Annotated in this window: 27 protein-coding genes; 13 read left to right on the top strand and 14 right to left on the bottom strand. The window is 40.0% G+C overall.

Features of this window, described 5'->3' with window-relative positions; all coding sequences use genetic code 11:
• Nucleotides 1–94: 94 nt before the first annotated feature.
• From FN924_RS01895 to FN924_RS01880, 4 genes are all read left to right on the top strand, one after another.
• Nucleotides 95–1,285 (top strand): CynX/NimT family MFS transporter, encoded by a 1,191-nt coding sequence (locus FN924_RS01895; RefSeq protein ID WP_194709680.1) that lies wholly within the window; start codon nucleotides 95–97, stop codon nucleotides 1,283–1,285.
• A 348-nt stretch (nucleotides 1,286–1,633) separates the two neighbouring features.
• Nucleotides 1,634–2,074 carry an OsmC family protein gene (locus FN924_RS01890; RefSeq protein ID WP_143891819.1) on the top strand — a complete coding sequence of 147 codons (441 nt, stop codon included), beginning with the start codon at nucleotides 1,634–1,636 and terminating at the stop codon, nucleotides 2,072–2,074.
• A gap of 66 nt (nucleotides 2,075–2,140) precedes the next feature.
• Entirely contained in the window at nucleotides 2,141–2,716 is a 576-nt protein-coding gene (locus tag FN924_RS01885; protein WP_143891818.1) for an NfeD family membrane protein, read from the top strand.
• 11 nt (nucleotides 2,717–2,727) lie between these two features.
• Nucleotides 2,728–4,167: a flotillin lipid rafts scaffold protein FloT gene (locus tag FN924_RS01880; RefSeq protein WP_143891817.1), complete on the top strand. Its 1,440-nt coding sequence runs from the start codon at nucleotides 2,728–2,730 to the stop codon at nucleotides 4,165–4,167.
• Between the two features lie 33 nt (nucleotides 4,168–4,200).
• Here FN924_RS01880 and proC read toward each other — a convergent pair whose 3' ends face one another.
• The 4 genes from proC to FN924_RS01860 form a co-directional block, all read right to left on the bottom strand.
• Nucleotides 4,201–4,995 carry a pyrroline-5-carboxylate reductase gene (gene proC / locus FN924_RS01875; RefSeq protein ID WP_143891816.1) on the bottom strand — a complete coding sequence of 265 codons (795 nt, stop codon included), beginning with the start codon at nucleotides 4,993–4,995 and terminating at the stop codon, nucleotides 4,201–4,203.
• Between the two features lie 15 nt (nucleotides 4,996–5,010).
• Nucleotides 5,011–5,394, bottom strand: coding sequence for a GNAT family N-acetyltransferase (locus tag FN924_RS01870; RefSeq protein ID WP_143891815.1), 384 nt, complete (start codon nucleotides 5,392–5,394; stop codon nucleotides 5,011–5,013).
• A complete protein-coding gene (locus tag FN924_RS01865) occupies nucleotides 5,387–6,025 on the bottom strand; it encodes an SGNH/GDSL hydrolase family protein (RefSeq protein ID WP_143891814.1) in 639 nt (212 codons plus the stop codon). Before FN924_RS01865 ends, FN924_RS01870 begins: the two co-directional genes overlap by 8 nt.
• A gap of 110 nt (nucleotides 6,026–6,135) precedes the next feature.
• Complete coding sequence (locus FN924_RS01860) at nucleotides 6,136–6,555, bottom strand: organic hydroperoxide resistance protein (protein ID WP_143891813.1); 420 nt, start codon at nucleotides 6,553–6,555, stop codon at nucleotides 6,136–6,138.
• Between the two features lie 149 nt (nucleotides 6,556–6,704).
• On the opposite strand from FN924_RS01860, the gene FN924_RS01855 reads away from it, so the two are divergent.
• From FN924_RS01855 to FN924_RS01845, 3 genes are all read left to right on the top strand, one after another.
• The gene (locus FN924_RS01855; RefSeq protein WP_158633905.1) at nucleotides 6,705–6,935 is read left to right on the top strand and encodes a hypothetical protein; all 231 of its coding nucleotides are present in this window, start codon (nucleotides 6,705–6,707) and stop codon (nucleotides 6,933–6,935) included.
• Between the two features lie 117 nt (nucleotides 6,936–7,052).
• Nucleotides 7,053–7,682: a LysE family transporter gene (locus FN924_RS01850; protein WP_143891811.1), complete on the top strand. Its 630-nt coding sequence runs from the start codon at nucleotides 7,053–7,055 to the stop codon at nucleotides 7,680–7,682.
• 56 nt (nucleotides 7,683–7,738) lie between these two features.
• Complete coding sequence (locus tag FN924_RS01845) at nucleotides 7,739–8,473, top strand: YqcI/YcgG family protein (RefSeq protein ID WP_143891810.1); 735 nt, start codon at nucleotides 7,739–7,741, stop codon at nucleotides 8,471–8,473.
• Nucleotides 8,474–8,501: 28 nt separating this feature from the next.
• Here the strand turns inward: FN924_RS01845 and FN924_RS01840 are convergent, their stop codons facing one another.
• From FN924_RS01840 to FN924_RS01830, 3 genes are all read right to left on the bottom strand, one after another.
• Nucleotides 8,502–9,860 carry an amino acid permease gene (locus FN924_RS01840; protein WP_143891809.1) on the bottom strand — a complete coding sequence of 453 codons (1,359 nt, stop codon included), beginning with the start codon at nucleotides 9,858–9,860 and terminating at the stop codon, nucleotides 8,502–8,504.
• A gap of 76 nt (nucleotides 9,861–9,936) precedes the next feature.
• Nucleotides 9,937–11,391 carry an MDR family MFS transporter gene (locus tag FN924_RS01835; protein ID WP_143891808.1) on the bottom strand — a complete coding sequence of 485 codons (1,455 nt, stop codon included), beginning with the start codon at nucleotides 11,389–11,391 and terminating at the stop codon, nucleotides 9,937–9,939.
• Nucleotides 11,381–12,286 carry a TetR/AcrR family transcriptional regulator gene (locus tag FN924_RS01830; RefSeq protein ID WP_158633904.1) on the bottom strand — a complete coding sequence of 302 codons (906 nt, stop codon included), beginning with the start codon at nucleotides 12,284–12,286 and terminating at the stop codon, nucleotides 11,381–11,383. The genes FN924_RS01835 and FN924_RS01830 overlap by 11 nt, the downstream gene beginning before the upstream one ends.
• Nucleotides 12,287–12,445: 159 nt before the next feature.
• Between FN924_RS01830 and FN924_RS01825 the strand changes: the two genes are divergently transcribed.
• Both FN924_RS01825 and FN924_RS01820 read left to right on the top strand, forming a co-directional pair.
• On the top strand, nucleotides 12,446–13,312 hold the full coding sequence (locus tag FN924_RS01825; protein ID WP_143891806.1) for an SDR family oxidoreductase: 867 nt from the start codon (nucleotides 12,446–12,448) through the stop codon (nucleotides 13,310–13,312).
• A 189-nt stretch (nucleotides 13,313–13,501) separates the two neighbouring features.
• Nucleotides 13,502–14,302 (top strand): sugar phosphate isomerase/epimerase family protein, encoded by an 801-nt coding sequence (locus FN924_RS01820; RefSeq protein ID WP_143891805.1) that lies wholly within the window; start codon nucleotides 13,502–13,504, stop codon nucleotides 14,300–14,302.
• Nucleotides 14,303–14,546: 244 nt separating this feature from the next.
• Here FN924_RS01820 and FN924_RS01815 read toward each other — a convergent pair whose 3' ends face one another.
• Nucleotides 14,547–15,428, bottom strand: coding sequence for a LysR family transcriptional regulator (locus FN924_RS01815; protein WP_143891804.1), 882 nt, complete (start codon nucleotides 15,426–15,428; stop codon nucleotides 14,547–14,549).
• A 117-nt stretch (nucleotides 15,429–15,545) separates the two neighbouring features.
• Here FN924_RS01815 and FN924_RS01810 point away from each other — a divergent pair, with 117 nt between their 5' ends.
• Both FN924_RS01810 and FN924_RS01805 read left to right on the top strand, forming a co-directional pair.
• Nucleotides 15,546–16,637, top strand: a complete 1,092-nt coding sequence (locus FN924_RS01810) for a citrate synthase/methylcitrate synthase (protein WP_143891803.1) — start codon at nucleotides 15,546–15,548, stop codon at nucleotides 16,635–16,637.
• A gap of 116 nt (nucleotides 16,638–16,753) precedes the next feature.
• Complete coding sequence (locus FN924_RS01805) at nucleotides 16,754–17,920, top strand: iron-containing alcohol dehydrogenase (RefSeq protein WP_143891802.1); 1,167 nt, start codon at nucleotides 16,754–16,756, stop codon at nucleotides 17,918–17,920.
• Nucleotides 17,921–18,096: 176 nt separating this feature from the next.
• Here FN924_RS01805 and ytzI read toward each other — a convergent pair whose 3' ends face one another.
• Nucleotides 18,097–18,255, bottom strand: coding sequence for a YtzI protein (ytzI, locus tag FN924_RS01800; RefSeq protein ID WP_407692002.1), 159 nt, complete (start codon nucleotides 18,253–18,255; stop codon nucleotides 18,097–18,099).
• 135 nt (nucleotides 18,256–18,390) lie between these two features.
• On the opposite strand from ytzI, the gene FN924_RS01795 reads away from it, so the two are divergent.
• Complete coding sequence (locus FN924_RS01795; RefSeq protein ID WP_143891801.1) at nucleotides 18,391–18,813, top strand: pyridoxamine 5'-phosphate oxidase family protein; 423 nt, start codon at nucleotides 18,391–18,393, stop codon at nucleotides 18,811–18,813.
• Nucleotides 18,814–18,925: 112 nt separating this feature from the next.
• On the top strand, nucleotides 18,926–19,417 hold the full coding sequence (locus tag FN924_RS01790; RefSeq protein ID WP_143891800.1) for a GNAT family N-acetyltransferase: 492 nt from the start codon (nucleotides 18,926–18,928) through the stop codon (nucleotides 19,415–19,417).
• A gap of 206 nt (nucleotides 19,418–19,623) precedes the next feature.
• Here the strand turns inward: FN924_RS01790 and ltaE are convergent, their stop codons facing one another.
• The 5 genes from ltaE to FN924_RS01770 are packed head-to-tail and all read right to left on the bottom strand — an operon-like array spanning nucleotide 19,624 to nucleotide 23,830.
• A complete protein-coding gene (ltaE, locus tag FN924_RS01785; protein WP_143891799.1) occupies nucleotides 19,624–20,643 on the bottom strand; it encodes a low-specificity L-threonine aldolase in 1,020 nt (339 codons plus the stop codon).
• Between the two features lie 36 nt (nucleotides 20,644–20,679).
• Nucleotides 20,680–21,627, bottom strand: coding sequence for a nucleoside hydrolase (locus FN924_RS01780; protein ID WP_143891798.1), 948 nt, complete (start codon nucleotides 21,625–21,627; stop codon nucleotides 20,680–20,682).
• 13 nt (nucleotides 21,628–21,640) lie between these two features.
• Nucleotides 21,641–22,579, bottom strand: coding sequence for a nucleoside hydrolase (locus FN924_RS01775; RefSeq protein WP_143891797.1), 939 nt, complete (start codon nucleotides 22,577–22,579; stop codon nucleotides 21,641–21,643).
• Between the two features lie 55 nt (nucleotides 22,580–22,634).
• Nucleotides 22,635–22,913 carry an MFS transporter gene (locus FN924_RS19155; protein ID WP_267129017.1) on the bottom strand — a complete coding sequence of 93 codons (279 nt, stop codon included), beginning with the start codon at nucleotides 22,911–22,913 and terminating at the stop codon, nucleotides 22,635–22,637.
• Nucleotides 22,914–22,924: 11 nt separating this feature from the next.
• A complete protein-coding gene (locus FN924_RS01770) occupies nucleotides 22,925–23,830 on the bottom strand; it encodes an MFS transporter (protein ID WP_228409533.1) in 906 nt (301 codons plus the stop codon).
• Between the last annotated feature and the right edge of the window lie 47 nt (nucleotides 23,831–23,877).

Raw genomic sequence — 23,877 nt, 5'->3', positions numbered from 1 at the left:
TTATTTTAAATTCATAAATTGTTTGCGGGTCTATCGTTGTTCCTCTATACTGTATCATGTGTTTCTCAAAATATATAATGCGAGGTCGATTTTTATGCTAGATTCTCAAGCAAATCGAGTATCTTCTTATCTTTTGCTTGTTGGTGTTTTTTCCATTGCCATTAACTTGAGACCTGCCATTACATCAGTCGGTCCACTTCTCGGTGTTATTCGAGATGACATCGGGTTATCAAACTGGAGTGCTGGTTTAATTACTAGCTTACCTTTATTAGCGTTTGCTATTATGTCCCCTATTGCACCAAAGTTAGGGTATCGGTTCACCATAGAAAAGACGCTTTTGATCGGCCTCCTTATTCTACTAATCGGTATTAGTACCAGATCAATCTCTCTATCTGTCACACTTTATATTGGTACGACACTAGTTGGTCTAGGTATCGCCATTTGTAATGTGCTATTGCCTGGACTCATTAAACAAAAATTCCCCAACAATGTTAGTCTTATGACTAGCATGTACACAACCTGCATGGCCGTGTTCGCTGCCCTCGGTTCCGGATTAAGTGTTCCACTTTCTGCTGACCTTCATCTTGGTTGGCAACGAGCTTTATTGAGTTGGGGATTACTAACTGTTATTGGGCTTGTAATTTGGTTTATTGTCGTTCGAGACCAAGCTCAGTATGCGAAACCAAACAATCACCTTACTTCTATTGTATCATTATGGAAGTCTATTTTGGCATGGCAAGTTACTTTATTTATGGGACTTCAATCCTTTTTATTCTATGTCACCATAACTTGGTTACCGGAAATTTTATCAGATTACGGCTACTCGATGAGCACATCTGGTTGGATCGTATCTTTGATGCAATTTATAAGCTTACCATTTACCTTCCTAGCTCCTATTTTAGCAAATCGCTTAAACCAACAACATCTAATTATTTGGATTATCGGAATTTGTTCACTTATTGGCTATAGCGGTCTCTTAACTAGACCTTCGTTCGGTTGGTTAATGGTGTACATTACCTTTATTGCGATTACTTTAGGTGCAAGTATCAGTCTAGCACTCACATTTTTAGGTTTAAGGGCTAGAGATGCACAACAAGCGACAGAACTTTCTGGTATGGCGCAATCTATCGGATATTTGTTAACAGCATGCGGACCTATCTTTATTGGTTTTTTATTTGACCTAACACATTCATGGATAACACCAATTGTAACCATTCTAGTCATTTCCATACTTCTCATCCTATTTGGTCTAGGTGCAGCTCGAGATAAATATGTGTTGGATTAAAATTTAAAGAGTTGAGACAAAAGTATAGGAAGCAATGAAAAAACGGACAATTATAAATAGTGCCTATACCCCGCCCCGGAAATATACGACGCTTTCCGCGGGTGGCTGGGAGCCTCCTCGTGCCAATATTTTGATAGCCATTCCGTTTAAAATCCATATGACCTGTACCCATTTTTCCCAAAATAGAATTCCAATGTTTGTAGTTCATGTAATTTAGCTTACTTCGTTCATTAAACCTCTTCCAAAGGTCAACTTTCTATTCAATACGCCAAGAGAACTACTCTTAGGATGGATAATCCTTTCCAAAATAGAAGAACATAAAGTGAAACAACGGAAAGGAGACTCAGAATGTTTGATCACAAAGAAATACATGTACATGGAAGTACTGTTGGATTCCAAACAATTATGCACACCGGAGAACATACTGTTGTCATTGACGAGCCAAATTCTGAAGGTGGACATGATGCTGGTCCAGACCCACTAAAGGTTCTGTTAACTTCACTTGCTGGTTGTGAAAATGCGGTTGCCAATCTGGTCGCAAATGAAATGGATTTTGACTTACAGTCTATTCACTTTGATATTAAGGCAACTTATGACCCTAGAGGGTTAGCTGGTAAAGCAGACGTACGTCCATATTTCTCTAAAGTCATTCTTGACGCAAAAGTTAAAACGAGTGAGCCAGAAGAGAGAATTAATGAGTTGGCAGAGAAAACAAGTGACCGTTGTCCTGTATATGCAACATTCGAAGCAGCCGGGATAGAACTGGAGTCCAATTGGAAAAGCGTGTAACACGAGAGGCCTTAGCCTCTCTTTTTTTGTATCCATCACCTTTATTTCCATATAAATGGAACCTTAATGAATCTCAATCGTATTACATATAGTGAAAGGAGTACTTACATACTGGAGGTGATTACAATTGATGTAATGGATATGTATTGGTGGCTGTTATGGGGTAGCTTAGCTATCGCTATCATTTTTTTATTTCTAGGTAATGTGTTGGATGGACTCTTGGATGGATTAGGAGAGCTTTTTAACCCACTCCTATTGTTTGGAACTCTATCTGTCATTGCAGGTTCTGGCGTACTGCTCACGAAGTACACAGTATGGAGTCCCCTCCTCGTTTTAACCATCAGTATTTTCATTGGAATATGCGCTTATTTTCTTCTTTATTACTTCTTGATTATTCCAATGTCCCGAGCAGAATCCTCTAATGCCATTTCCGTTTACGATTTACAAGGAAAAATGGGTGAGGTTCTAACAACAATTCCTGCAACAGGAATGGGAGAAGTGTTCATAGAGCTCCCAAACGGAAGTAGAAATGAAACGGCTAAAAGCTTTGACGAAGCCGACATCCAACAAGGAACAAAGATTGTCGTAATCGAGGTTCAAGATCAAATTGTTTATGTATCTAAATTAGAAGAATTAGATTAAGGGGGAATTAGATGGATTTTATTATCGTTATTAGTGTTATTGGTGGTGTTCTCCTAGCATTCGCACTGTTGTTTGCGGTTCGCTATAAAACCGTTGGTGCAGATGATGCTATGATTGTAACAGGTAGTTTTTTAGGAAATAAGAATGTACATCGCTCCGAGGACGGAAGTGGGATAAAGATTGTTCGTGGCGGCGGTACCTTCGTCGTTCCCATCTTTCAGCAGTTCGAAAAACTCAGTCTCCGATCTCATAGCTTAGATATATCCACACCAAATGTTTATACCGAAAATGGTGTGCCTGTTATGGCGGATGGAACTGCAATTATAAAGGTTCAAAGTACGACGGAAGGTATTGCAACTGCTGGAGAACAATTTTTAGGAAAAGATAATTCCGAGCTTAGAAAAGAAGCACAGGAAGTCTTAGAAGGACATTTACGAGCAATTCTTGGAACTATGACGGTTGAAGAAATTTATAAAAATCGGGAACGTTTTGCTCAAGAAGTGCAGACACAGGCTGCAGTCGATTTGAAGAAAATGGGATTACAAATTGTCTCCTTTACTATTAAAGATGTCCAAGATGAAAATGGATACTTAGAAGCATTAGGGAAGCCTCGTATAGCGGAAGTGAAACGCGATGCTCAAATTGCGGAAGCGAACGCCATGCGAGATGCACGGATTCAAAAAGCACAAGCAGAAAGAGAAAGTAAAAGTGCTGAGTTACTTAGTGAGACTCAAATAGCAGAGTCTACGAAAGACAAAGAACTAAAAGTTGCCTCATATAAGCGTGATCAAGATACAGCTAAGGCCGAAGCCGACATGGCGTATAAACTTCAAGAGGCAAAAGCACAACAACAAGTGAAACAAGAAGAGATGCAGATTCAACTTGTGGAGAAAAATAAACAAATCGAAATTGACTCCCGTGAAGTAGAACGGAAGCAGCGTCAATATGAAGCAGAAATCTCTAAAAAAGCGGAAGCGGAGCGTTACGCAGCAGAGCAAAAAGCCGAGGCAGACAAAATTGCTCGTGTGAAAAATGCGGAAGCCGAAGCGGAGGAAATACGTCTAGATGGGCAAGCAGAAGCGGAAGCGATTCGATTAAAGGGTCTTGCAGAAGCGGAAGCGAAAGAGAAAATCGCAGAGGCAATGGAAAAGTATGGCGAAGCAGCTATCTTAGAAATGATTATCAACATGCTTCCTGAATTTGCTGGAAGAATTGCAGATCCGGTTCGCTCTATTGATAAGGTAACCGTTGTAGACAATGGCAATGGAGAAGGAGATGGGGCAACAAGAATGAGCAGTTACGTCACGAAGCTTATGAGTCAATTACCAGAAACCTTAAAAGCTGTCTCTGGAGTGGATTTAAAAGGGATGTTAGACAGTGTTGCAACAAAAAGCGAATCTAAAATTAATCAAAACCTGCAAGCAACCACTCCTGCTAAGACAGAAGAATAAGAAGTCTAAAACTCGGGGAATTCCCCGAGTTTTTTAATACACTTCTTTATTTTTTTCCACACAAGCTTGTACGGCCCTTTCAAACATTCCATCCAAGTCTTCCGTTTGTAACACCTTAAGTCCTGCTGCTGTAGAACCTCCAGGTGTCGCTACTTGATCGATTAAGTCCTTTGGCTTTTGACCAGAGGACAGCATCCTTGCTGATCCGAGTATCATTTGGGAAACAAGCTGTTGGGCAACAGCCTCATCAACTCCTTTTCCCCTAGCAAGTCGTGTTAATACCTCGGCAACGTAATACATAAAAGCTGGAGCACTTCCCGTAACTGGTGTAAGTGCGTGTAATTGTTCTTCCGTTACACGTTGCGCCGGGCCAATACCTTTCAAAATAGTTAACAATGTTTTTTCTTGAATCTCGTTGACATGCTGACCTAGTGCATACAATGTCATCGACTGCCCTATTTCTGCAGCAGTGTTTGGCATAACCCAGGCAACAGCTGCACCTTCAGGGAGTGGGGCTTCTAACTCGCGCACCCCAACCCCAGCTGCCACACTAAACACTAATTGATTTGTTAGGTAAGGGGACATTTCATGCAAAAGGGATTGCTGTTGGCTCGGAGGAACTGCTAAAAAAAGAATATCCGCGTTTGTGACATGGTCTTTCCAGTTTGTCGTAATCTCCACTCCATATTTGTTTTTCACCTGTTCTAAACGTGCCACATTACCACGGTTGCTCATTACAATATGAAATCGGTCTTGCTCTTGCTGAAGAATGCCCGAAATAACTGCTTGTGCCATCCTTCCTGCACCGATCGTTAATAGTTTTTGCATCCTTGTGTCTCCTTTTTAGAGTTGAAGGACGAGGAGATCGCCTTCCAGCTCCATTACTAGTCTTTCTTTATAATAGTATATCGTTTCTTCTTTTAAATGACCGGTTGCCATCGTGATGTTCTTAATTTGATTGGCTTTCGCTATCTTCTTCACCTTTTCAAACATGTGTTGAGCAATTCCCTTTCGAAGATACACTTGATGGACAAAGAAAAAAGGGAGAAAGAGCTCGTTGGCTACGAATTGAATTGGAGAACACGCAACTAGTTCCCCTTGATCCTCGATAACAATCGTTTGAATAAAACTGTTGTCGTTCCAGTTTACAGGCATCGCTTGTTCCTTTTCGATGAGGGAATCCAAAAATGGTAAATCTGTCTTCTTCACTTGGCGAAGCTTAAACATGCTGCCAACCTTCTCTTGTAAGAAAAGCTTGAACCCACGTGTGTGCCATGAGCATGTCTCCGACTGAATTCATATGGACCCCATCCGTTGTTAAGGCTATGCGTTTGTTTACCGACAAAAATTTCATAAAGGCTTCATGGGTTGGTACCAATATAGCATCATACTGAGCAGAAAGCTCCTGGACGATTTTAACGTAATCTTTCAGCTTTTGGTTCCCTTCGGACTGGGTATCTTCTTGTAAAATCGTTGGTTCCATTAAGAGAATCTTTGCTCCTGTTTCGGACTGAACTTGTTGTAACAAGTCCATATAAATGGAACGGAACCTTTCTGGTGTCACCTGCTCCTTATGTGGGCTATCTAATTGTCTCCATACATCATTAACTCCAATAGAGATACTTAGATAGTCTGGTTTATAAGCAAGGACATCCTCCTTCCACCTTTCCTCCAGCTCGGTTATTTTATTTCCACTAACTCCTTTATTCACAACTTCTATGTTTGCCTCTGGATATGTTAAAATCAAGTGGTTACGAATGTTACGGACATACCCAAATCCAATTCCCTCTTGGTCGTCAGCTCTACCTGCGTCCGTAATGCTATCTCCAATAAACAAAAAACGTAAGCTTCCTTGCATGATAATCCCCCTTTCACACAACTCTCTTCTCATCATACCACTTCATGTCTATCCAAAAAAAGAAACAAGACCACCCTTTTAAGAGCGGCCTTGTTTCCTTTTAAGGTTTATTAAACAGCCTTCACTTTCAGCTCAACATCAATGTTACCACGTGTTGCCTTAGAATACGGGCAGAAATCATGGGCCATTTTTGCAAGCTCTTCTGCCTCTTCTTGACTTACACCACCGATTTCCACATTTAATACGACACCAATTTTAAAGCCGTTATCCGCCGAATCCTTTAAAAGGCTAACATCTGCTGTTATGGAAGAATCAATATTCTTTTTCTGTTTAGATGCCATCAAGTTTAAAGCACCGTCGTAGCAAGCTGAATATCCAGCTGCAAATAGTTGTTCTGGATTAGAGCCTGTCTCACCTGAATTTCCTGCAGGGTTAACTAGATTTAAATCAATTAGACCATCATCTGATTTTACATGTCCATCTCTTCCACCTTTTGCAGTAGCATGGGATGTAAATAGAACTTCGCTCATTGCTTCCACTCCTCTTTTTATAAAATGTACCTTAATGGTATTCCTTTCTTCAGTATAAAATAAACATTCTAGTTGGTAAAATTTAACGAATCCCCATTAAAAATACAAGGATAATTTACTTGTATTTTCTAATCCTAAGGAAAGAAAGGATGATGAAAAAAATGGATACGATGAGTAAAGCGTTTGAAGCTCTTGAATCTGCACGAAAAGCTGTAGAAAATGCCCAGGGGAACCCTTTTTTATACACAGAAGCGCAAAGCGAACTCAAACAAGCAGAGGACTTAATCCTTCAAGCACAACAGCAAGTTAATCCGGGACCAGAATTATATCGTGCACAAGATTTATTACGTTTACTTCAAGAAACACAACAGAATCTTTAATCCTGCCTAATCACTAGTACATAGCCTGTACTAGTTTTCTTTTTTGGACAAGTGTAATGAAAGCACAGTTTCCTGAATAGATATGTACAAGTTGAAACAAAGGGAGAGAGAATCAACATGCATACATTTCTAAGCTATGTCTTTCTAGGATTATCATTAGCGGCACCAATTGGCCCTATTAATGCGGCCCAATTGGACAAGGGGTTAAAAAATGGGTTTCTCCATTCTTGGCTTATCGGGATAGGCTCCCTTTTTGCGGAAGCACTATTTATGATCGCTGTGTACTTTGGCATCGTAAATTTTTTGGAAATTCCTTTTATGAAGTCTTTTCTTTGGTCTTTTGGATGTTTCGTTTTAATTTACACCGGAATAGAGAGCTTTTCGTCTGCAAATTCATTTTCGGTTGACGCCAGACAGAAAGAAAGCTCCCTTCACAAAACGTTTTGGACTGGTTTCATGTTAACCATTTCAAATCCACTGTCAATCTTATTTTGGCTCGGTATCTATGGATCCGTTCTCGCAAACACGGTTGCACAATATGACCAATCCCACATTATTCTATATAGTTCAGCCATTATTTTAGGTCTTATCTTATGGGATTTCTCTATGGCTTTTACTGCAAGTACGTTTCGAAAGATTATGAAACCAAGTCTATTAACCGGACTTTCTAAACTATCTGGATTATCCTTGATTGGATTTGGAATTTATTTTGGCTATCAAGCCATCAAGCTCATATTCCATCTGTAAGACAGGCACAATCGCCTCCTTCCTGTAATACATTGCTCGGGAAGGAGGCTTTTCGTATGCACCTTTATACAAAATCAGAGCTTGAGCATATACAGGATAAGAGTTGGCAGCTAGATGCATATCGTGCTTTTCACGAAAAATTTATAAACAAAACGTATAAGTTCCCATGCATCCCCGCTACCCAAGGATACCAGCTTGACCAGCTTCGATTTGTTTTTTTACCAAGCCCATTAAATTCCGAAACCTCCTCCTACCTTGCAGAACTGTTAGAGCACTATGGGAAAAAGGCGAAGAAAATCGGCGACTACACGTCGTTAGTTCTTTTTCTTGAGCGCACAAAAAAGGAGGAAGGATTATCTGTTACAGCCTATGAGGACTGGTTCTGGAACCTTTTACAGGAGGTTCATGAAATAGATTCGACACCTTGGCCAGAAGAAATACCACAAGATCCCCATGACCCCCTTTGGGAATACTGTTTTAACGGGGAACGATATTTTCTTTTTTGTGCCACTCCTTCCCACGAGAAACGTCAAAGTCGTTATTTTCCTTTTATGATGCTTGCTATAACTCCTCGTTGGGTATTTCAAACCTTTTTAGAGAAGCCAGGAGCTGGGAAAATAAAAGGCCAAATAAGAGAGCGCCTTACAAAATATGACGCTGTTGCCCCCCACCCAGATTTAAATGTCTATGGTTCTGACGATAACTATGAGTACAAGCAATATTTCTTACGAGATGATCAATCCTCATCACGGAAATGTCCGTTTCACGTCAAAAAACACCCCAAAAGTTAGTCAAACTTTTGGGGTGCATATCTTCAGTCTAATCTTTTTCATATTTATCCCATAAGGAAGAAGGATCCATAGGTTCAGGTTGGTTCTTCCACCTTTTCCTCATAAATAGCGTCACGATTGCAATTAATACAAGAAATAGTAAACTAATGAAAAACCCAGGCCGACTTGCTCCATCAAAAAGAGTCCCGGTTACAGCTAGGAGAATTAAGACTAATCCAAAGAGATTTAAAAATTTATCCTTTCCTCCTAATGAAATTAACTTTCTAAAACTTAGTAAAATAAACATCCACGTGTACAAAAGCATAAGTCCTGCAGCCGTAGTAAGGTATTCATATATCTTATCCGGTAACAACAGAGATACGATAATGGATACGACAAGTCCGGAAGTAGTGAGGGAAAGTGCGCGATACGGAATATTCCTTTTCCCTACCTTTGATAAACCATTAGGGGCATCACCTGCTTTTGCTAACGTTACAAGCATGGTCGTAATCGCATATAGAGATGCCACCATTGTGGAAAAACCTGCGATTACGAGTGCACCATTAAAGACGTGTGGTACAAAGGAAAGGTTATATTGCTCCAGCGCTAACACAAAGGGACTATCTTCAGTCGTAAAAGAATCCCACGAGAGTAAATATAACGCCAATCCAATGGATAACAAGTAGATAATTGTAAGTAAAGTGAGCATTACTTTTCCAGATTTTGGACCTTCCTTCGGATCCTTTAACTCATTAGCCATAATCCCCATGACTTCGATTCCACCGAAGGCATAAAACGCATAAATAAAAGATGTCCATAAACCTAACCAGCCATTTGCTAAAAATTGTCCAAACGTAGTTGGTACCCCCGCAGGATCTTGGTCCCCTTCTAGTACTCCAAACAGGGCAAGAGAAGCAATAATAACAAACATTAATATCGCCGCAATTTTCACCACTGCAAATATATTTTCAAATCGCTCAAATCCATTTATTCCTGTTAGGACGACAAGCAAACCTAGTACGCCAAAAATGGTTGCTAACAACCATAGAGGAACGTCTGGAAACCAAAATTGTGTAAAAATTCCCAATGCAGTCAACTGACTCCCCATAATTAGCATTTCGGATGACCAATACACCCAACCGTTACTAAATCCAGCCCAATGGCCAAACGCTTTTTTGGCATAGGAACTAAAAGAGCCTTTAGTCGGATGTTTTGCTGTTAGCTTTGCTAAGGAATCAAACACAATATACGTTGCAAGTGCTGCAAACAAAAATGCAACAAGGACAGCGGGCCCACCCTGTCTAATCCCTATACTAGATCCAAGGAAAAAACCTGTCCCAATAATACAACCTACCCCTAACAAGGAAAGCTGCCACCATTTCATTTTCTTCTGGCTATTCGCAGACATGATCATTCCCTCCGTTCATCTTGTATAGTGTGACAGATGAAGGAGGGAATTATTCTAGCATTTATCTTCCACAATTTTAGGATTCAGCACGCTTTAAATTCGTTGATGACACATTTTTTTCTTCTTTTTCTTTGGCTGGGCTTTTTATAAAGAAAGAAAGTAGCAAGCCAATTACAGATAATCCTGTTGCAACCCAAAAGGCAACATTAACACCATGAATTCGCCCGCTCGGATCTCCTGCTGTTCCGGTTTGTAAGGTAGCCGAAGTCATAACCGTAACAAGTATTGCAGTTCCTATTGAAGCCGCAACTTGACGCATCGTGTTATTCATAGCCGTTCCATGTGGGATAAGCTTCAATGGAAGCTGATTTAAACCTGCAGTTGTCACAGGCATCATCACCATAGACATCCCAAACATTCGTATTCCAAATACAATGGTTAAATAGGTTAAAGATGTTTCCGCAGATAAGTTTGTAAGGAAGAAGGTCGTAATCGTCATAATGGATAAACCAGTTATAGCAAGCCAACGAGCTCCTATTTTGTCAAAGATTCGACCAGTGATTGGGGACATTGCCCCCATTAATAGTGCACCAGGCATGATCATAAAACCTGATTCTACTGCAGAGAACCCAACCATGTTTTGCATGTAGATCGGAAGAATAGTCTCTGAACCGATTAAGCCCATAAATACGATCATCCCAATGACGGTCGTAATTGTAAACGTCTTGTATTGAAAGACTCGGAATTCCAGGATTGGCTGTGCCAATTTAAACTGGCGTAAAATAAAGGAAGTTAAGCAAATCATACCGACAATTAACCCGATGATAACCTGAGCGTTATCCCATCCGTTATTACCAGCGGTACTAAATCCGTATAGTAAACCACCAAACCCTAACGTAGAGAGGATAATGGAAAGAATATCCACTTTCGGAAAGGTTTGCTTCGTCACATTTTTCATTGCTAAGTATGCAAAAATAATATCTATAATGATGATCGGCAAAATAATCATGAACATCGTGCGCCATGGATAATTCTCTACAATCCAGCCAGACAAAGTTGGACCAATCGCCGGCGCAAAGGAAATGACCAAGCCGACGGTTCCCATTGCAGCTCCCCGTTTTTCAATCGGAAAGATGGTTAGAAACACGGTCATCATAAGTGGCATCATAATTCCTGCTCCACTCGCTTGAACCACTCTTCCAACCATCAAAATAAAGAAGGTTGGTGCAAAGATACAGATTGCAGTTCCAACCGCGAATACGCTCAACGCTACAAGAACGAGTCTCCTCGTCGTAAAGGTTTCAATTAAAAATGCCGTGACTGGAATCATGACCCCGTTTACAAGCATAAAAATAGTAGTTAGCCATTGGGCCGTGTTTTCCGAAATATTAAAATCAGCCATAATATGTGGTGTCGCAGTTGCCAATAAGGTTTGGTTCAATATAGCAACAAATCCACCTGCCAAAAGAACGGCAACAATCGGAAAACGGTGAAAGGTCTTTGAATTTTCTTCTGGCCATTCATTTGTCATGTGTTCTCATCCCCTTTTTATTTGTTTCTTTTACTAACATTAATCGTAGATTTTCCACTTCTGGTTTTATATCTGAATATCCAGACAAATGGGTTAAGATTGCTTTGATAAGAAACATCCTAGGATGTTCTCTTTGATCCTCTTCTACTAGCAGCTGAATAGAGTCCATCAGTTCTTCCTTTTCGGTATTATCCATCTTAAAATGGTGTAATTTACGTTTCAGTCGTTGTATAAACTCTTCCACCGTCTCTTTTTCATCAAACGAAAAAGGGTTTGGAGATGCTTCATACTCATCCATGACTTTCAAAGGAATAACAGGCTCTTTCCGTTTTCTTTTCTGAACAATGGCATCTACAGATTCATAAATAGCGTGAGCTACCTCTGAGAGGGAAAGGGGTTTTTGCTCTTGGGTAATTAAATGCGTGTACTCCTTCATAATCCCTTGAAACATGAAGGTAACGTCCCATATATTAGGACGAACCTCGTCTCCAAATATGTCCTCAAGAATATGCTTATGCCAGTTGACCATCGTTCTTCTAATATTCTTCATGAACAGTCTGATTTGATTATTCCCTGGCAGAGACCTCGAAATAGTATTGAAGAAATCCTTATTATCTTTTAATCCTTCTAATTCTACGATAATCATTTTTTCGAAGCGCTCTTCGGGGGAAATTGACTGATTCAAAATGACAGACCTTGCTCGATCCATCATTTTCTCATGATTATATTGAAAGACCTCAAGAAGTAGCGCTTCCTTTGAATCAAAAAAGGTATAAACCGACCCTTTAGAAACACCACAGTATTCGGCTATTTCCTGAACAGACGTAGAGAAATATCCCTTTGAAGAAAATAAATGCATAGCTGCTTCCATAATTTTCAATCGTTTGTCTTTCAAAACTCTCCCACCCTCTATGACTAAACAGTCAAAAATGAACTGTATAGTTCTGCAATGGTTAGAATTATAGGGTCTCTTTATATCCCTGTCAATTGACATGCACTTCTGCCCATTTTCTCGAATAGGGTAGAAGGAATTCATCTTTAAGGAGGAGTATGCATGGAATCTCAAAACCTAAATTTCCCTCCACAACATCAGCCTCAGCAACCTGGGATTGAAGGGTTAATGGTTCCACCACCTATTGTGGAGGATCCAGCATATAAAGGCACCGGAAAATTACTCAATAAAGTAGCGATTGTTACAGGAGGGGATAGCGGAATCGGTGCAGCAACTTCCATTGCTTTTGCTAAGGAAGGTGCTGATGTGGTCATCGCTTACTACTATCCATATGAGAATGAGGATGCCTTTCGAACAAAACAAAGAATTGAACAATTAGGTAGAAAATGTCTTCTTATTGTTGGAGATTTAAGAGATGAGGATCATTGCCACCATGTGATTCAATCCACCGCGCAAGCTTTCGGAAAAATAGATATTTTAGTCAATAACCATGGGGTCCAATTTCCTCAAAGCAGCCTTCTGGATATTTCATCAGAGCAATTAGAGGACACCTTTAGAACGAACATATTTGCTTTCTTTTATCTCACTAAGGCTGCACTACCTTATTTAAAAGCCGGATCTAAGATTATCAATACTACTTCAATTGTGGCTTATGAAGGAAATAAGCAACTGTTAGATTATTCCGCTACGAAAGGTGCGATTGTTGGATTTACACGAGCACTATCTCAAAACTTAGTTGACCGAGATATATACGTAAATGCTGTTGCACCTGGTCCTGTTTGGACTCCATTAATTCCGTCTAGCTTTTCTGCGGAGGACGTAGCTACGTTCGGAAGTGATGTACCAATGAAACGAGCTGGGCAGCCTTTTGAGTTAGCTCCTGCGTATGTGTATCTAGCTTCCTCCGATTCCTCTTACGTGACAGGGCAAGTTATCCATGTGAACGGAGGAAAAATGGTAAGCTCCTAGTCATAGAGGCTGATAAGGGGTCATGGTCGACCTTCTTATCAGCCCTCTAAATTTACATAAACTTTATACAAAATAAACGTCCTCTTTAAATATCTTTCATGTAAATGCACTATGATGGAAAGAAGGAATCTCGTTGTTCGTTCGTATTTACTTGTACATCAAATATGTGGACTAGAAAGGGCTGGTTAAATGAATCTCTATCTCTCCTCCACTTTATGCTGGGCTTATCCAATTAATGATGTCCTGCGTATCGCAAAGCAATTAGAATACAATGGTGTAGAAGTTTGGGCAGAGCAGGTTTGGTACCATGACACAACCATTGAAAGTATGGTTCAGACGAATCAAATTTGTGGAATGGATCTTAGTTTACATGCTGCAAGTTGGGATTTAAATATTACATCGTTAAACAAAGGAATTCAGAGACAATCTATTCGTGAAATAGAGAAGTCTATTGTACTCGCCCAGCAAATCGGCGCATCCTCAGTAACGATTCACCCTGGAAAAATGACGTTAGAATCGGATTGGTTAGATTATCATTATCAAGGTATGATTGAAAACCTACAACATCTTGCACAATTTGCAAAGCAGGCAGATGTGGACCTTTCCTTAGAGTTGATGGAGCCAAAAGAAAAAGAAATTATTATTACACCTGAGCAGATAAATCGACTGCTGGAAGAACTACCGGATAATGTGTACGTTACGTTCGATTCTGCTCACGTTCCATTGACCGAGAATATATTAGATTACTTTAAAAGAACGAACCGAATTAATAAAGTACACTTAAGTGACTGCAATGAATACGTAAATCATCTTCCACTTGGAACAGGAGTCGCTGATTTAAATCCTTTTCTTGAGGAGCTTCAAGCATTCCGACATCCTATCGTCATAGAAGGATTTGAAAACAATAAATCTCTTTATAGTCTGCTGACGAACACCAAATTTTTAAAACATTTCATACACAAGCAAAACTCTTTTCAGAACTTCGGTTAATGTGGAGGCTGGGACAAAAGAATAGTAAGCAATGAAAAAACGTACAATTATCATTAGTTCCTATACCCAGCTCCGGAAATATACTACGCTTTCCGCGGGCGGTTGGTGAGCCTCCTCGTGCTGACGCACTGTGAGGTCTCACCGATGCCTTTCTCCCCACTGGAGTCTACGTATATTTCCGGGGCTAGTATACGCTGTTGTTCGGCTTTTCGGCTTATCCTTTTCGTTATGTCCCAGCCCCTTTTTATGTAAAGTGATAATTCGTCAAAAACTTCATGAATTCTCTTTCCGATGAATGGTTATATTTCGTGATGATGTACGTGTTCGCCTTAGGAAGTTCTTTATTCGGCCAATACACATCAATTAGCCTACCTTCCAATAGCTCTCTTCTCACTGTTGCCCTCGGTAAAAATGAAATTCCAATACCTTCCGTGATAAATCGCTTCGTAATATGAACCTGAGAAACTTTCATACATTTCACCGCAGGAAACATTGCCTTTAAATCACGCAATAATAAATCCCAATACCCTGGATGGTTATGTGTCAATATGTAGTTGGACTCTATAAGCTCTTCCACATCAATTGGAGGAGCTGATTCACTGTCTATACCATCATGACTCGTAACAAGGATCACTTCATCTTCATAAAGCAATTCTGTTGTAAGTTCGTCCTGTTTAGCAGGCATACAAGATAAACCTATATCCACTTCTTCTAATTGAACAGCTCCCTCAATATCTGCCGATTCTAATATATTTACCGTAACCTCTACCTTTGGATGCTGCGTCACATACTGTTTTAATATATATGGAAGAATTGTATCTGCAATTAAAGGTGAAATTGCAATTCTTAGCTTAGTTAAATAACCTTGGGATATCGTATTCATATCCTGCATACTTTCTTCATAAACCCCTAGTACTCGCCTTGCATGAGACAGAAATTTTCTTCCTTCTTCAGATAAGACTACTCGATTATTACTCCGTTCAAACAAAGAAACTCCTACATGTTTTTCCAGCTGTCTGATATGGACCGTTACGGTTGGCTGAGAAACATATAACACTTCTGCTGTCCTACGAAAGTTTCCTTCTTCCGCTGCAACGACAAACGTTTTTAACCAATTTAATTCCATACATCCACCTCCCTTTATTAATAATTTTAATTATTATCATTAATTATATTTAATTTTAATAATTATCTAAACCTTTTATAATCATAAATAAGTCAGATATCAAAGGAGTTGCTTACGATGATACAACCCGGTTTGAAAGGGATTATCGCTACCGAAACCTCCATTAGTCATGTAGATGGTGAAAAGGGACAACTGATATATAGAGGCTACAATGCTTCCTATTTAGCCGAGCATTATTCATTTGAGGAAGTAGCATTCTTACTTTGGGAAGGGTATATACCAAATGAACAGGAGCTTAATTCCTTAAAGAGGAAAATGAGTGGGTATCGAACTATTCCAACGTATATAGAAAAGATCCTTCTTACCTTACCCCATGATATGGATCTCATGTCTGTACTGCGTACCGTTGTTTCTTCCCTTAGTTCTCCGACGTTCTATTTGAGAGAACCAAAAGAGCAGGCTATCCAGATTACAGCTATGCTTCCAACGGTTATCGGCTATAGGAAGAACCAACTTGAGGATACATCTATGCCTGAAATTCCAGAAGAAGTGGATTTTGTAGATTACTATTTACGTGTATTGACAGGCAGAAAGCCTAATAATTACCACAAAAAAGCTCTGGAAACTTACTTCATTTTGACGATGGACCACGGGCTTAATGCTTCCACCTTTGCCGCTAGAGTAACTACATCTACAGAATCTGATCTTGTGTCCGCTGTAACATCTGCCATCGGTACGATGAAGGGACCACTACATGGTGGTGCACCAACCGGAGTTATACAACTACTAGACGATGTTATGGAAGACGGAAACACTGATGATGTAATTAGAACAAAACTAAAAAACGGAGAGAAGCTGATGGGATTTGGACATCGCGTGTACAGGACTATCGATCCTCGAGCAGAGGTACTAAAGCATAGGCTGAAACAATTGGCAGGAAAAGACGCTTGGCTAGACTTAGCTATAAACGTTGAGCAAAAAGCTATCCAGCTATTAAATGAGTGGAAACCGGGAAGACGTTTGTACACGAATGTTGAATTTTATGCCGCGGCAATCATGAAGGCTATTGATATGGAGCCAGCCTATTTTACCCCTACCTTTACTGCAAGTAGAGTGGTTGGGTGGACTGCCCATTGTTTAGAGCAATCTATGAACAATACAATATTCCGCCCACAATCTAAATATATCGGTCCACCTGTTCAAGTATAATTCAGAACCTCCTCTCTTCTCTCATATAACCGATCAATATGGTTATGATAAAGATGTTTATTTCTTTACAACTGAAATAATATTGTTCATCATATAGAGAGTGAGGAGGTTAAAACATGCAAAATTTTACATATTACAATCCAACTAAGTTAATTTTTGGAGAAGGGCAAGTCGAACAACTAAAACACGAGGTACCACAATACGGTAAAAAGGTTTTATTAGTATATGGTGGCGGAAGCATTAAACGAAATGGTTTATATGACCAAGTTCTTTCCCTCTTGTCTGAAATTGATGCAGAGGTGTACGAGCTTTCCGGAGTTGAACCTAACCCTCGAATTTCAACCGTGCGAAAAGGGGTTGAAATTTGCAAAAAAGAAGGTATCGACTTTCTTTTAGCTGTTGGGGGCGGTAGTACAATCGACTGTACAAAAGCAATCGCAGCAGGCGCTAAATTCGATGGAGACTTCTGGGATGTAGTAATTAAAAAAGCATCTGTTACGGATTCCCTTCCATTCGGAACTATTCTTACTTTAGCGGCAACCGGATCAGAAATGAATGCCGGCTCTGTCATTACGAACTGGGAAACAAATGAGAAACACGGATGGGGAAGTCCCTACAGTTATCCAAGGTTCTCTATTCTTGATCCAGTGAATACCTACACGGTACCAAAGGATCAAACAGTTTACGGAATCGTGGATATGATGTCGCACGCGTTTGAACATTACTTCCACCATGAACCAAACACATTATTACAGGATCGCATGGTTGAAGGTCTTTTGAAGACCGTAATCGAAACAGCACCGAAGCTATTAGCTGACCTAGAAAGTTATGAACACCGCGCTACTATCCTATACAATGGTACAATGGCATTAAATGGAATGGTGAATATGGGATATAATGGAGATTGGGCTTCCCACAATTTAGAGCATGCTGTATCCGCTGTTCATGATATCCCACACGGCGGTGGACTAGCCATTCTTTTTCCTAACTGGATGGAATACGTTCTAGACGAAAATGTTGCTCGGTTTAAGCAGCTAGCTGTCCGTGTGTTTGATGTGGATGAAGCTGGAAAAGAAGATCGGGATGTTGCATTAGAAGGAATTCGCAAGCTAAGAGAATTCTGGAATAGTATTGGTGCTCCAGCGCGCTTAGCAGACTATGACATAACAGAGGATAGTATTGAAGAGATGGCAGAAAAAACAGTCATCGCTCGCCCAGAATTCGGTAATTTTAAGAAGTTAAACAAGCAAGACTCTATTGCAATATACAAGAAAAGTCTATAAATAAAATATGTTAAACCCGGACTAATCAGTTCGGGTTTTTTAATGACACAGCGCTGATATCGAGCCGATAAGCGCCGATATAATTTTTTTCGCTGATATACTAAAATTTTCGCTGATATATGGATTTTTTGGCTGATATACGGAATTAATCGCTGATAAAAGTTACCCGAGTACTATCAAGTATTCGTTTCTGGTTTCTGTTTTTCATTCTCATCCTTAGGTAGAGGATCAATCGTATGATTATAACCATAACCTTTTGAAATGGTCATTAGTGTTAAGCCTAAAACGAGTATAACAACAATGACACATACTAAACTAATAATTAGAATCTTCAAGACGTCCACTCCTTCACTACTCAAAGCTTAAAGCCTCCAAGTCAGATTGACAAGCACTTTTTATATCTTTCCACCAACATAATTAATCCGTTTTTCACACATACTATACATACTTAGATAGAGGAGGATGTACAAGTGAACAAACAGCAATTAGAAGAAAAAGTCCACCAAATATTAGATAATTATCAAATTGGCACATTAGCAAGCATAAAAGATAACAAACCTTTTTCTCGATACATGACTTTTTTCCACGAAGGACTTCATTTATACTCTGCTACCAACAAAGATACACACAAGGTAGAGGACTTAAAAGAGAACAATCAAGTCCATATCCTAATTGGATTTGAACATAAAGGATTGCAGGATTCGTACTTAGAAATTGAAGGGAAAGCAGAAGTTAAAGAATCATCCGATATGAAGCAGAAGGTTTGGAATAATGACTTAGAGCCTTGGTTTGAAGGGCCAGATGACCCTAACTACGTTGTCTTAGACATAACTCCGACAGAAATTCGACTTATGAATGAAAGGGACCATCAGCCTCATGTGTTAGAAATCTAGAAGGGGTTGTAAGGGGATAGTCGCTCCCATATAATACAGGTAGTAATGTAAAGGAGCGAAGCCTATGATTGACTCTCCAGAATAACCTTACTAATAAAATCTGGAGGTAAACATGATACAGACAGAACGACTAAGCTTATTACCATTCACAAAGGAAATGGTTACAGCTACAATAAAAGGGAAAGACACATTAGAAGATTTGATACAACTTAAGGTTTCTTCGGAATGGCCAAATACAGACTATGCGGAGATCCTCCCCTTTGTGGAAAAACAACTTATACAAAATCCTGGAGGGAGCAAATGGAGTTATTTAATTGTAAATAATTCAGACCAAACGGTAGTAGGTGAGGTCGGTTGTAAGGGCGGACCAGACGAAAACGGTCTGGTAGAAATTGGGTACGGAGTTGTTCCATCCTATCAGCGGAAAGGTATTGCAAGTGAAGCCGTAACTGGTTTAGTAAATTGGTTACAGCAAGAACCAGGTGTTTCTAGAATTGTAGCAGAGTGCTTACCTACTAATGTAGGGTCAATACGAGTCTTAGAAAAATCAAGATTTGTCCGAACCAAGACAGACGAAGACATGATTTATTGGGAATATAAATAATAAGGGGCTGGGACATAACGAAAAGGATAAGTCGAAAAGCCGAACAACAGCCTATACTAGCTCCGGAAATATACATAGACTCCAGCACGAGGAGGCTCCTCAGCCGCCGGCGGAAAGCGTAGTATATTTCCGGAGCCGGGTATAGGCATTAATTATAATTGTTCGTTTTTTCATTTGCTTCATATTCTTTTGTCTCAACCTCTTATTTACAATACTTTTTGAATAATACTTAATGCATCCTCTATGTCTTTTTTGGAAATATTTAAGTTCGTTACGAAACGGATTCGGTTTGGTCCCATTCCACCAGCAAGAACCCCATGCTTTTTCATGTTGTCGATTAGCACATCGGTGGAGATCGTTTCTTTCGTAATTTCTATCATCACGATATTCGTCTCCACTTGGTTGACGACTTCTAATCCCTCTATTTGCCCCAATCCCTCTGCTAATTGCTTAGCATGGAGGTGGTCTTCTGCTAAGCGATTAATATTTTCTTGCAACGCAAGTAATCCAGGAGCCGCAATTATTCCGGCTTGGCGTAAACCGCCACCTAAACGTTTTCTCCACTTTCTTGCACGGTGAATAAATTCGCTTGAACCAGCAATAATCGAGCCAACTGGTGCTCCCAATCCTTTTGATAGACAAAACTGGATTGTATCCGTGTACTGAGCGAAATCCTTCACATTACGACCACTCGCTACCGCTGCATTAAATAAGCGAGCTCCATCTAAATGGACCGGAATTTGATGCTTTTGTGCAACCGTATAAATGTCTTGCATATTAGCAATTGGTACTATTGCTCCTCCAGCTTTGTTATGTGTGTTTTCTAAACAAATCATTCCCGTTTCAGGAAAGTGGACATCCTCTGCGCGGATACTCGCCTCGACTTCCCTTGGGTCCATTGCACCTCTATTCCCTTCAATAGTACGTGGTTGGACACCAGCGAATGCAGAGATTGCTGCCCCTTCATATAAGAAAATATGGGCATTAGCCTCTAAAATAATTTCTTGGCCTGGACGGCAATGCGTTAAAGCTGCAATTTGATTCCCTTGTGTCCCACTCGTTACAAACAAGGAAGCTTCTTTACCGAGGATCTCCGCTGCTTTTTCTTCTAAACGATTGACAGACGGGTCTTCCCCATACACATCATCCCCGACTTCAGCTTCATATGCGGCTTTCCGCATCTTATCTGAAGGTAAGGTTACAGTATCACTTCTTAAGTCAATCATCTTAATCCCCCTATTCATATGGAACGATGCTGCTCGTTATTTTATTGCAGACAACACATTGAACAACGTATCTTTAAACTTTTTACGATCTACTTTTTCACAAACTCTTACATTTGCTGGCTTCTCTAACCTTCCATTGATATCTACAATGCTGTATCCACGCGTAAATTCCCCGGCTGTCTCAACGTCTACATAATAAAAATTAGATTCTAGCATAATAGAGTCATCTGCTGCTATAGCCATTAGTAGCGTATCCGGATGGGTCGTACCGTCCAAACGGTGTACGGTCTTATTAAATTCTTTGACCACCTTATTTACAGCTTGGAAAAACACAGCTCCTTTTGTATGAAGACTTGCAATCTCTTCATGATCTGAATCGAACATTAAGGAGTATTTCGTACACATTTCCCACCCTACCATAGTAATAGGAATTCCAGCATTTAAGACGATACGCGCCGCTTCTGGGTCAACGAAGAAATTATATTCTGCTGCCGGCGTGATATTCCCCAAGGCATTGTTCGTTCCTCCCATAATATATAAATGAGCAATTTCCGGAACGATGGTTGGATCCTTTTTGATAGCTAATGCAATATTGGTTAGAGGTGCTATCGCTAGCAAATGAATTTCACCTGGATGGTTATGTACCGTTTCAATTAGAAAATCAATGGCATGGACTTCTTCTGGACGTTGAACCGCTTTATTAAAAAAGCTGTTCCCCATCCCATCACTTCCATGGACATCTTCCACCGTTCGGTGTTCCATCTCCCCTGTTTGCATAATCGGCTTCTCAAACCCCTTATACACAGGAACTTGTCCACTTTTACCAGCTACCTCTATTGTATAAAGCGCATTTTCAACTTGTTGGTCAAACTGTACATTGCCTCCGGTAATCATGATACCTTCCACTTGAAAGTGGTGTAAGGCAGTTAAAATCGCAATTGTGTCATCCCCAGCTGTATCGGTGTCAATTATGACTCGTTTCATCGTCCACTCTCCCCTACTTAACCTGTTGTGCTAATCCGGTAATATAATCAAAAAACTCTTTCGCCTCCACGTTATACACAACTCGAACCTCTCTACCATTATCAGATAAAGCTGTCTTCCCTTGCTGCGGGGCTTCCGTAACCACTGTACTTTTCACTGTCTTGGAAGTAACAAGCTCTGGTTTACCGACAGAAGCTGTTGTTAACACATCCCATAAGAAATAAGTCGAGTTCGTCTCTGCGTGAACAAGTGGTGGAACCGCTGCGTAGCATTGACCTAAGAAGTCTACCCCTTCAAATTTACGAAGAGAAGCCCAATGGTTCCGTACATCAAGCGTTAAAGGAACTTGCTGTGTACTTTCTAGAGCGACCATTTCGATGTCCAAACCACTTGCCCAAACGCGTTGAACTGCTTCTGGATCCCAAAAAGCATTCCACTCCGCCGTTCCGTCATGCTCTGGCTCCTGAACATTTCCCACTTCTTGGAATGTTCCACCCATCCAGACTAATTTTTCAATTTTATCTTCAATATCTGGCGCCTCATCTAATGCACGTGCTAAATCAGTTAATGGACCAGTAAACAACAACGTCGTTTTCTCTTCCGTCTTACGAATCGTATGAATCATATGTATATGAGCATACTCCTCAGTCAATGGAGCATCCATCTTACCCTTTTCATTTAAAATGGGTAACGCATCTACGTAAAACGTGTGCATTCTCCAGTCTTTTGGAAAGGGATTTGCTCCTCTAGAATTAGATGGTGCAACCTCAATAGAGTAACTACTGAATCGATCAATTATTTTTCTACTTGCTGAAATACCAGGCTCTAGATAGCCATCTGCTGGTATGACTGAGACCCCCGTAACTTCTATCTCTTTCATCTGTGTAAGTAAGAATAATGATACGAGGTCATCTACACCTGCATCATGGTTAAAATATACTTTTTTCGCCATGTTTTATCCCTCTCTTTCTAGACTACTTGTTTTATTTTATAGAATTTTCTTACGATTAACCAGCCGTATCCGGTAGATTTTTTGCTTTTCTTTGCCTTCGTTGATAGGTCATGAACAACCCGATAATAACGAATAAAATACCGATACAGGATAAATAGAGTTTTTCATAGCCATAGTGCGTTACAATTAGTCCTAGAGAAAATGAACCTAATGCAATGCCTGAATCATATAAAGTATAAAAGGTAGCTGTTGCGTGACCACTTCTTTTTGGATGTGCTGCTTGAATCGCCATGGTCTGAAAACTGGGGAGTAGAGAACCATACCCTAGACCAATAACCCCAGCAGCTAACAGTAAGAATTGCAGAATTTGTGAAGCTTAGTAATATATAATCCAAGTGCAAAAACAATTAAACAAGGTAAAATGACCCAGGAAGGACCTCTAGAATCAAACAGTCTTCCCAGAAACGGCCTAGAAGCTATCATAATAACTGCAAAGACTAAGAAGAAATATCCAGAAGCCGTTGTTAACCCTAGTGAATTGGCATAAACAGAAACAAAGGAAATAACACTTGAATAGGATAGCGCAACCAAACTACTTATAGCCGCAATTGGCAGAGCTTTCAACTCAAACAGGTCATGGATGGTAAACCCTTTTTTATGTGAACTTGATTCCTCTAAATCCTGGGGTACATCAACAATAGATGCAAACCAGATACCGATTAAAGTAAATATGCTTAAGTAGATAAACAAGGATTGGAAGTCTATCCATTGTAACAATGTCAACCCAATAAATGGACCTACTACGACTGCTATGTTCATCGACATAGCAAAATAACCTAATCCTTCTCCTCTTCGTTGAATTGGAATAACATCTGCTGCAATCGCTCCTGTTGCTGTCGTTAAAATACCAAACGATAAACCTTGCACAAATCTAAGAACAAGCAAAGGTACAAATTGATCCACCCATATGTATAGAAACATAAGCAGAGCAAAGGCAATCATAGAAAGAAATAATCCTTTTTTCTTCCCTATTCTATCAAGTAATCTTCCCGAGAACGGTCGCACAAGAATAGCAGCGACTAATATCGTGGTAACAATTAGACCACCCTCCGCTTCCGATTTCCCCAAGTCACTCACCACATAAATTGGTAAAGTTGTGATCAACGTATAAAACGCAACGAAAACAATGAAATGCGTCATCGATACACTAATAAAGCTTTTTGTCCAAATTGGCTCTCGTTGTTGTGTCATGTCGTTCCTTCTTTCTTCATAGTTATAAGTCAAATAGAAAAGCTCAC

Source organism: Radiobacillus deserti, from assembly GCF_007301515.1.
GTDB classification, from domain to species: domain Bacteria; phylum Bacillota; class Bacilli; order Bacillales; family Amphibacillaceae; genus Radiobacillus; species Radiobacillus deserti.
This window is presented reverse-complemented; position numbering and strand designations above follow the sequence as displayed.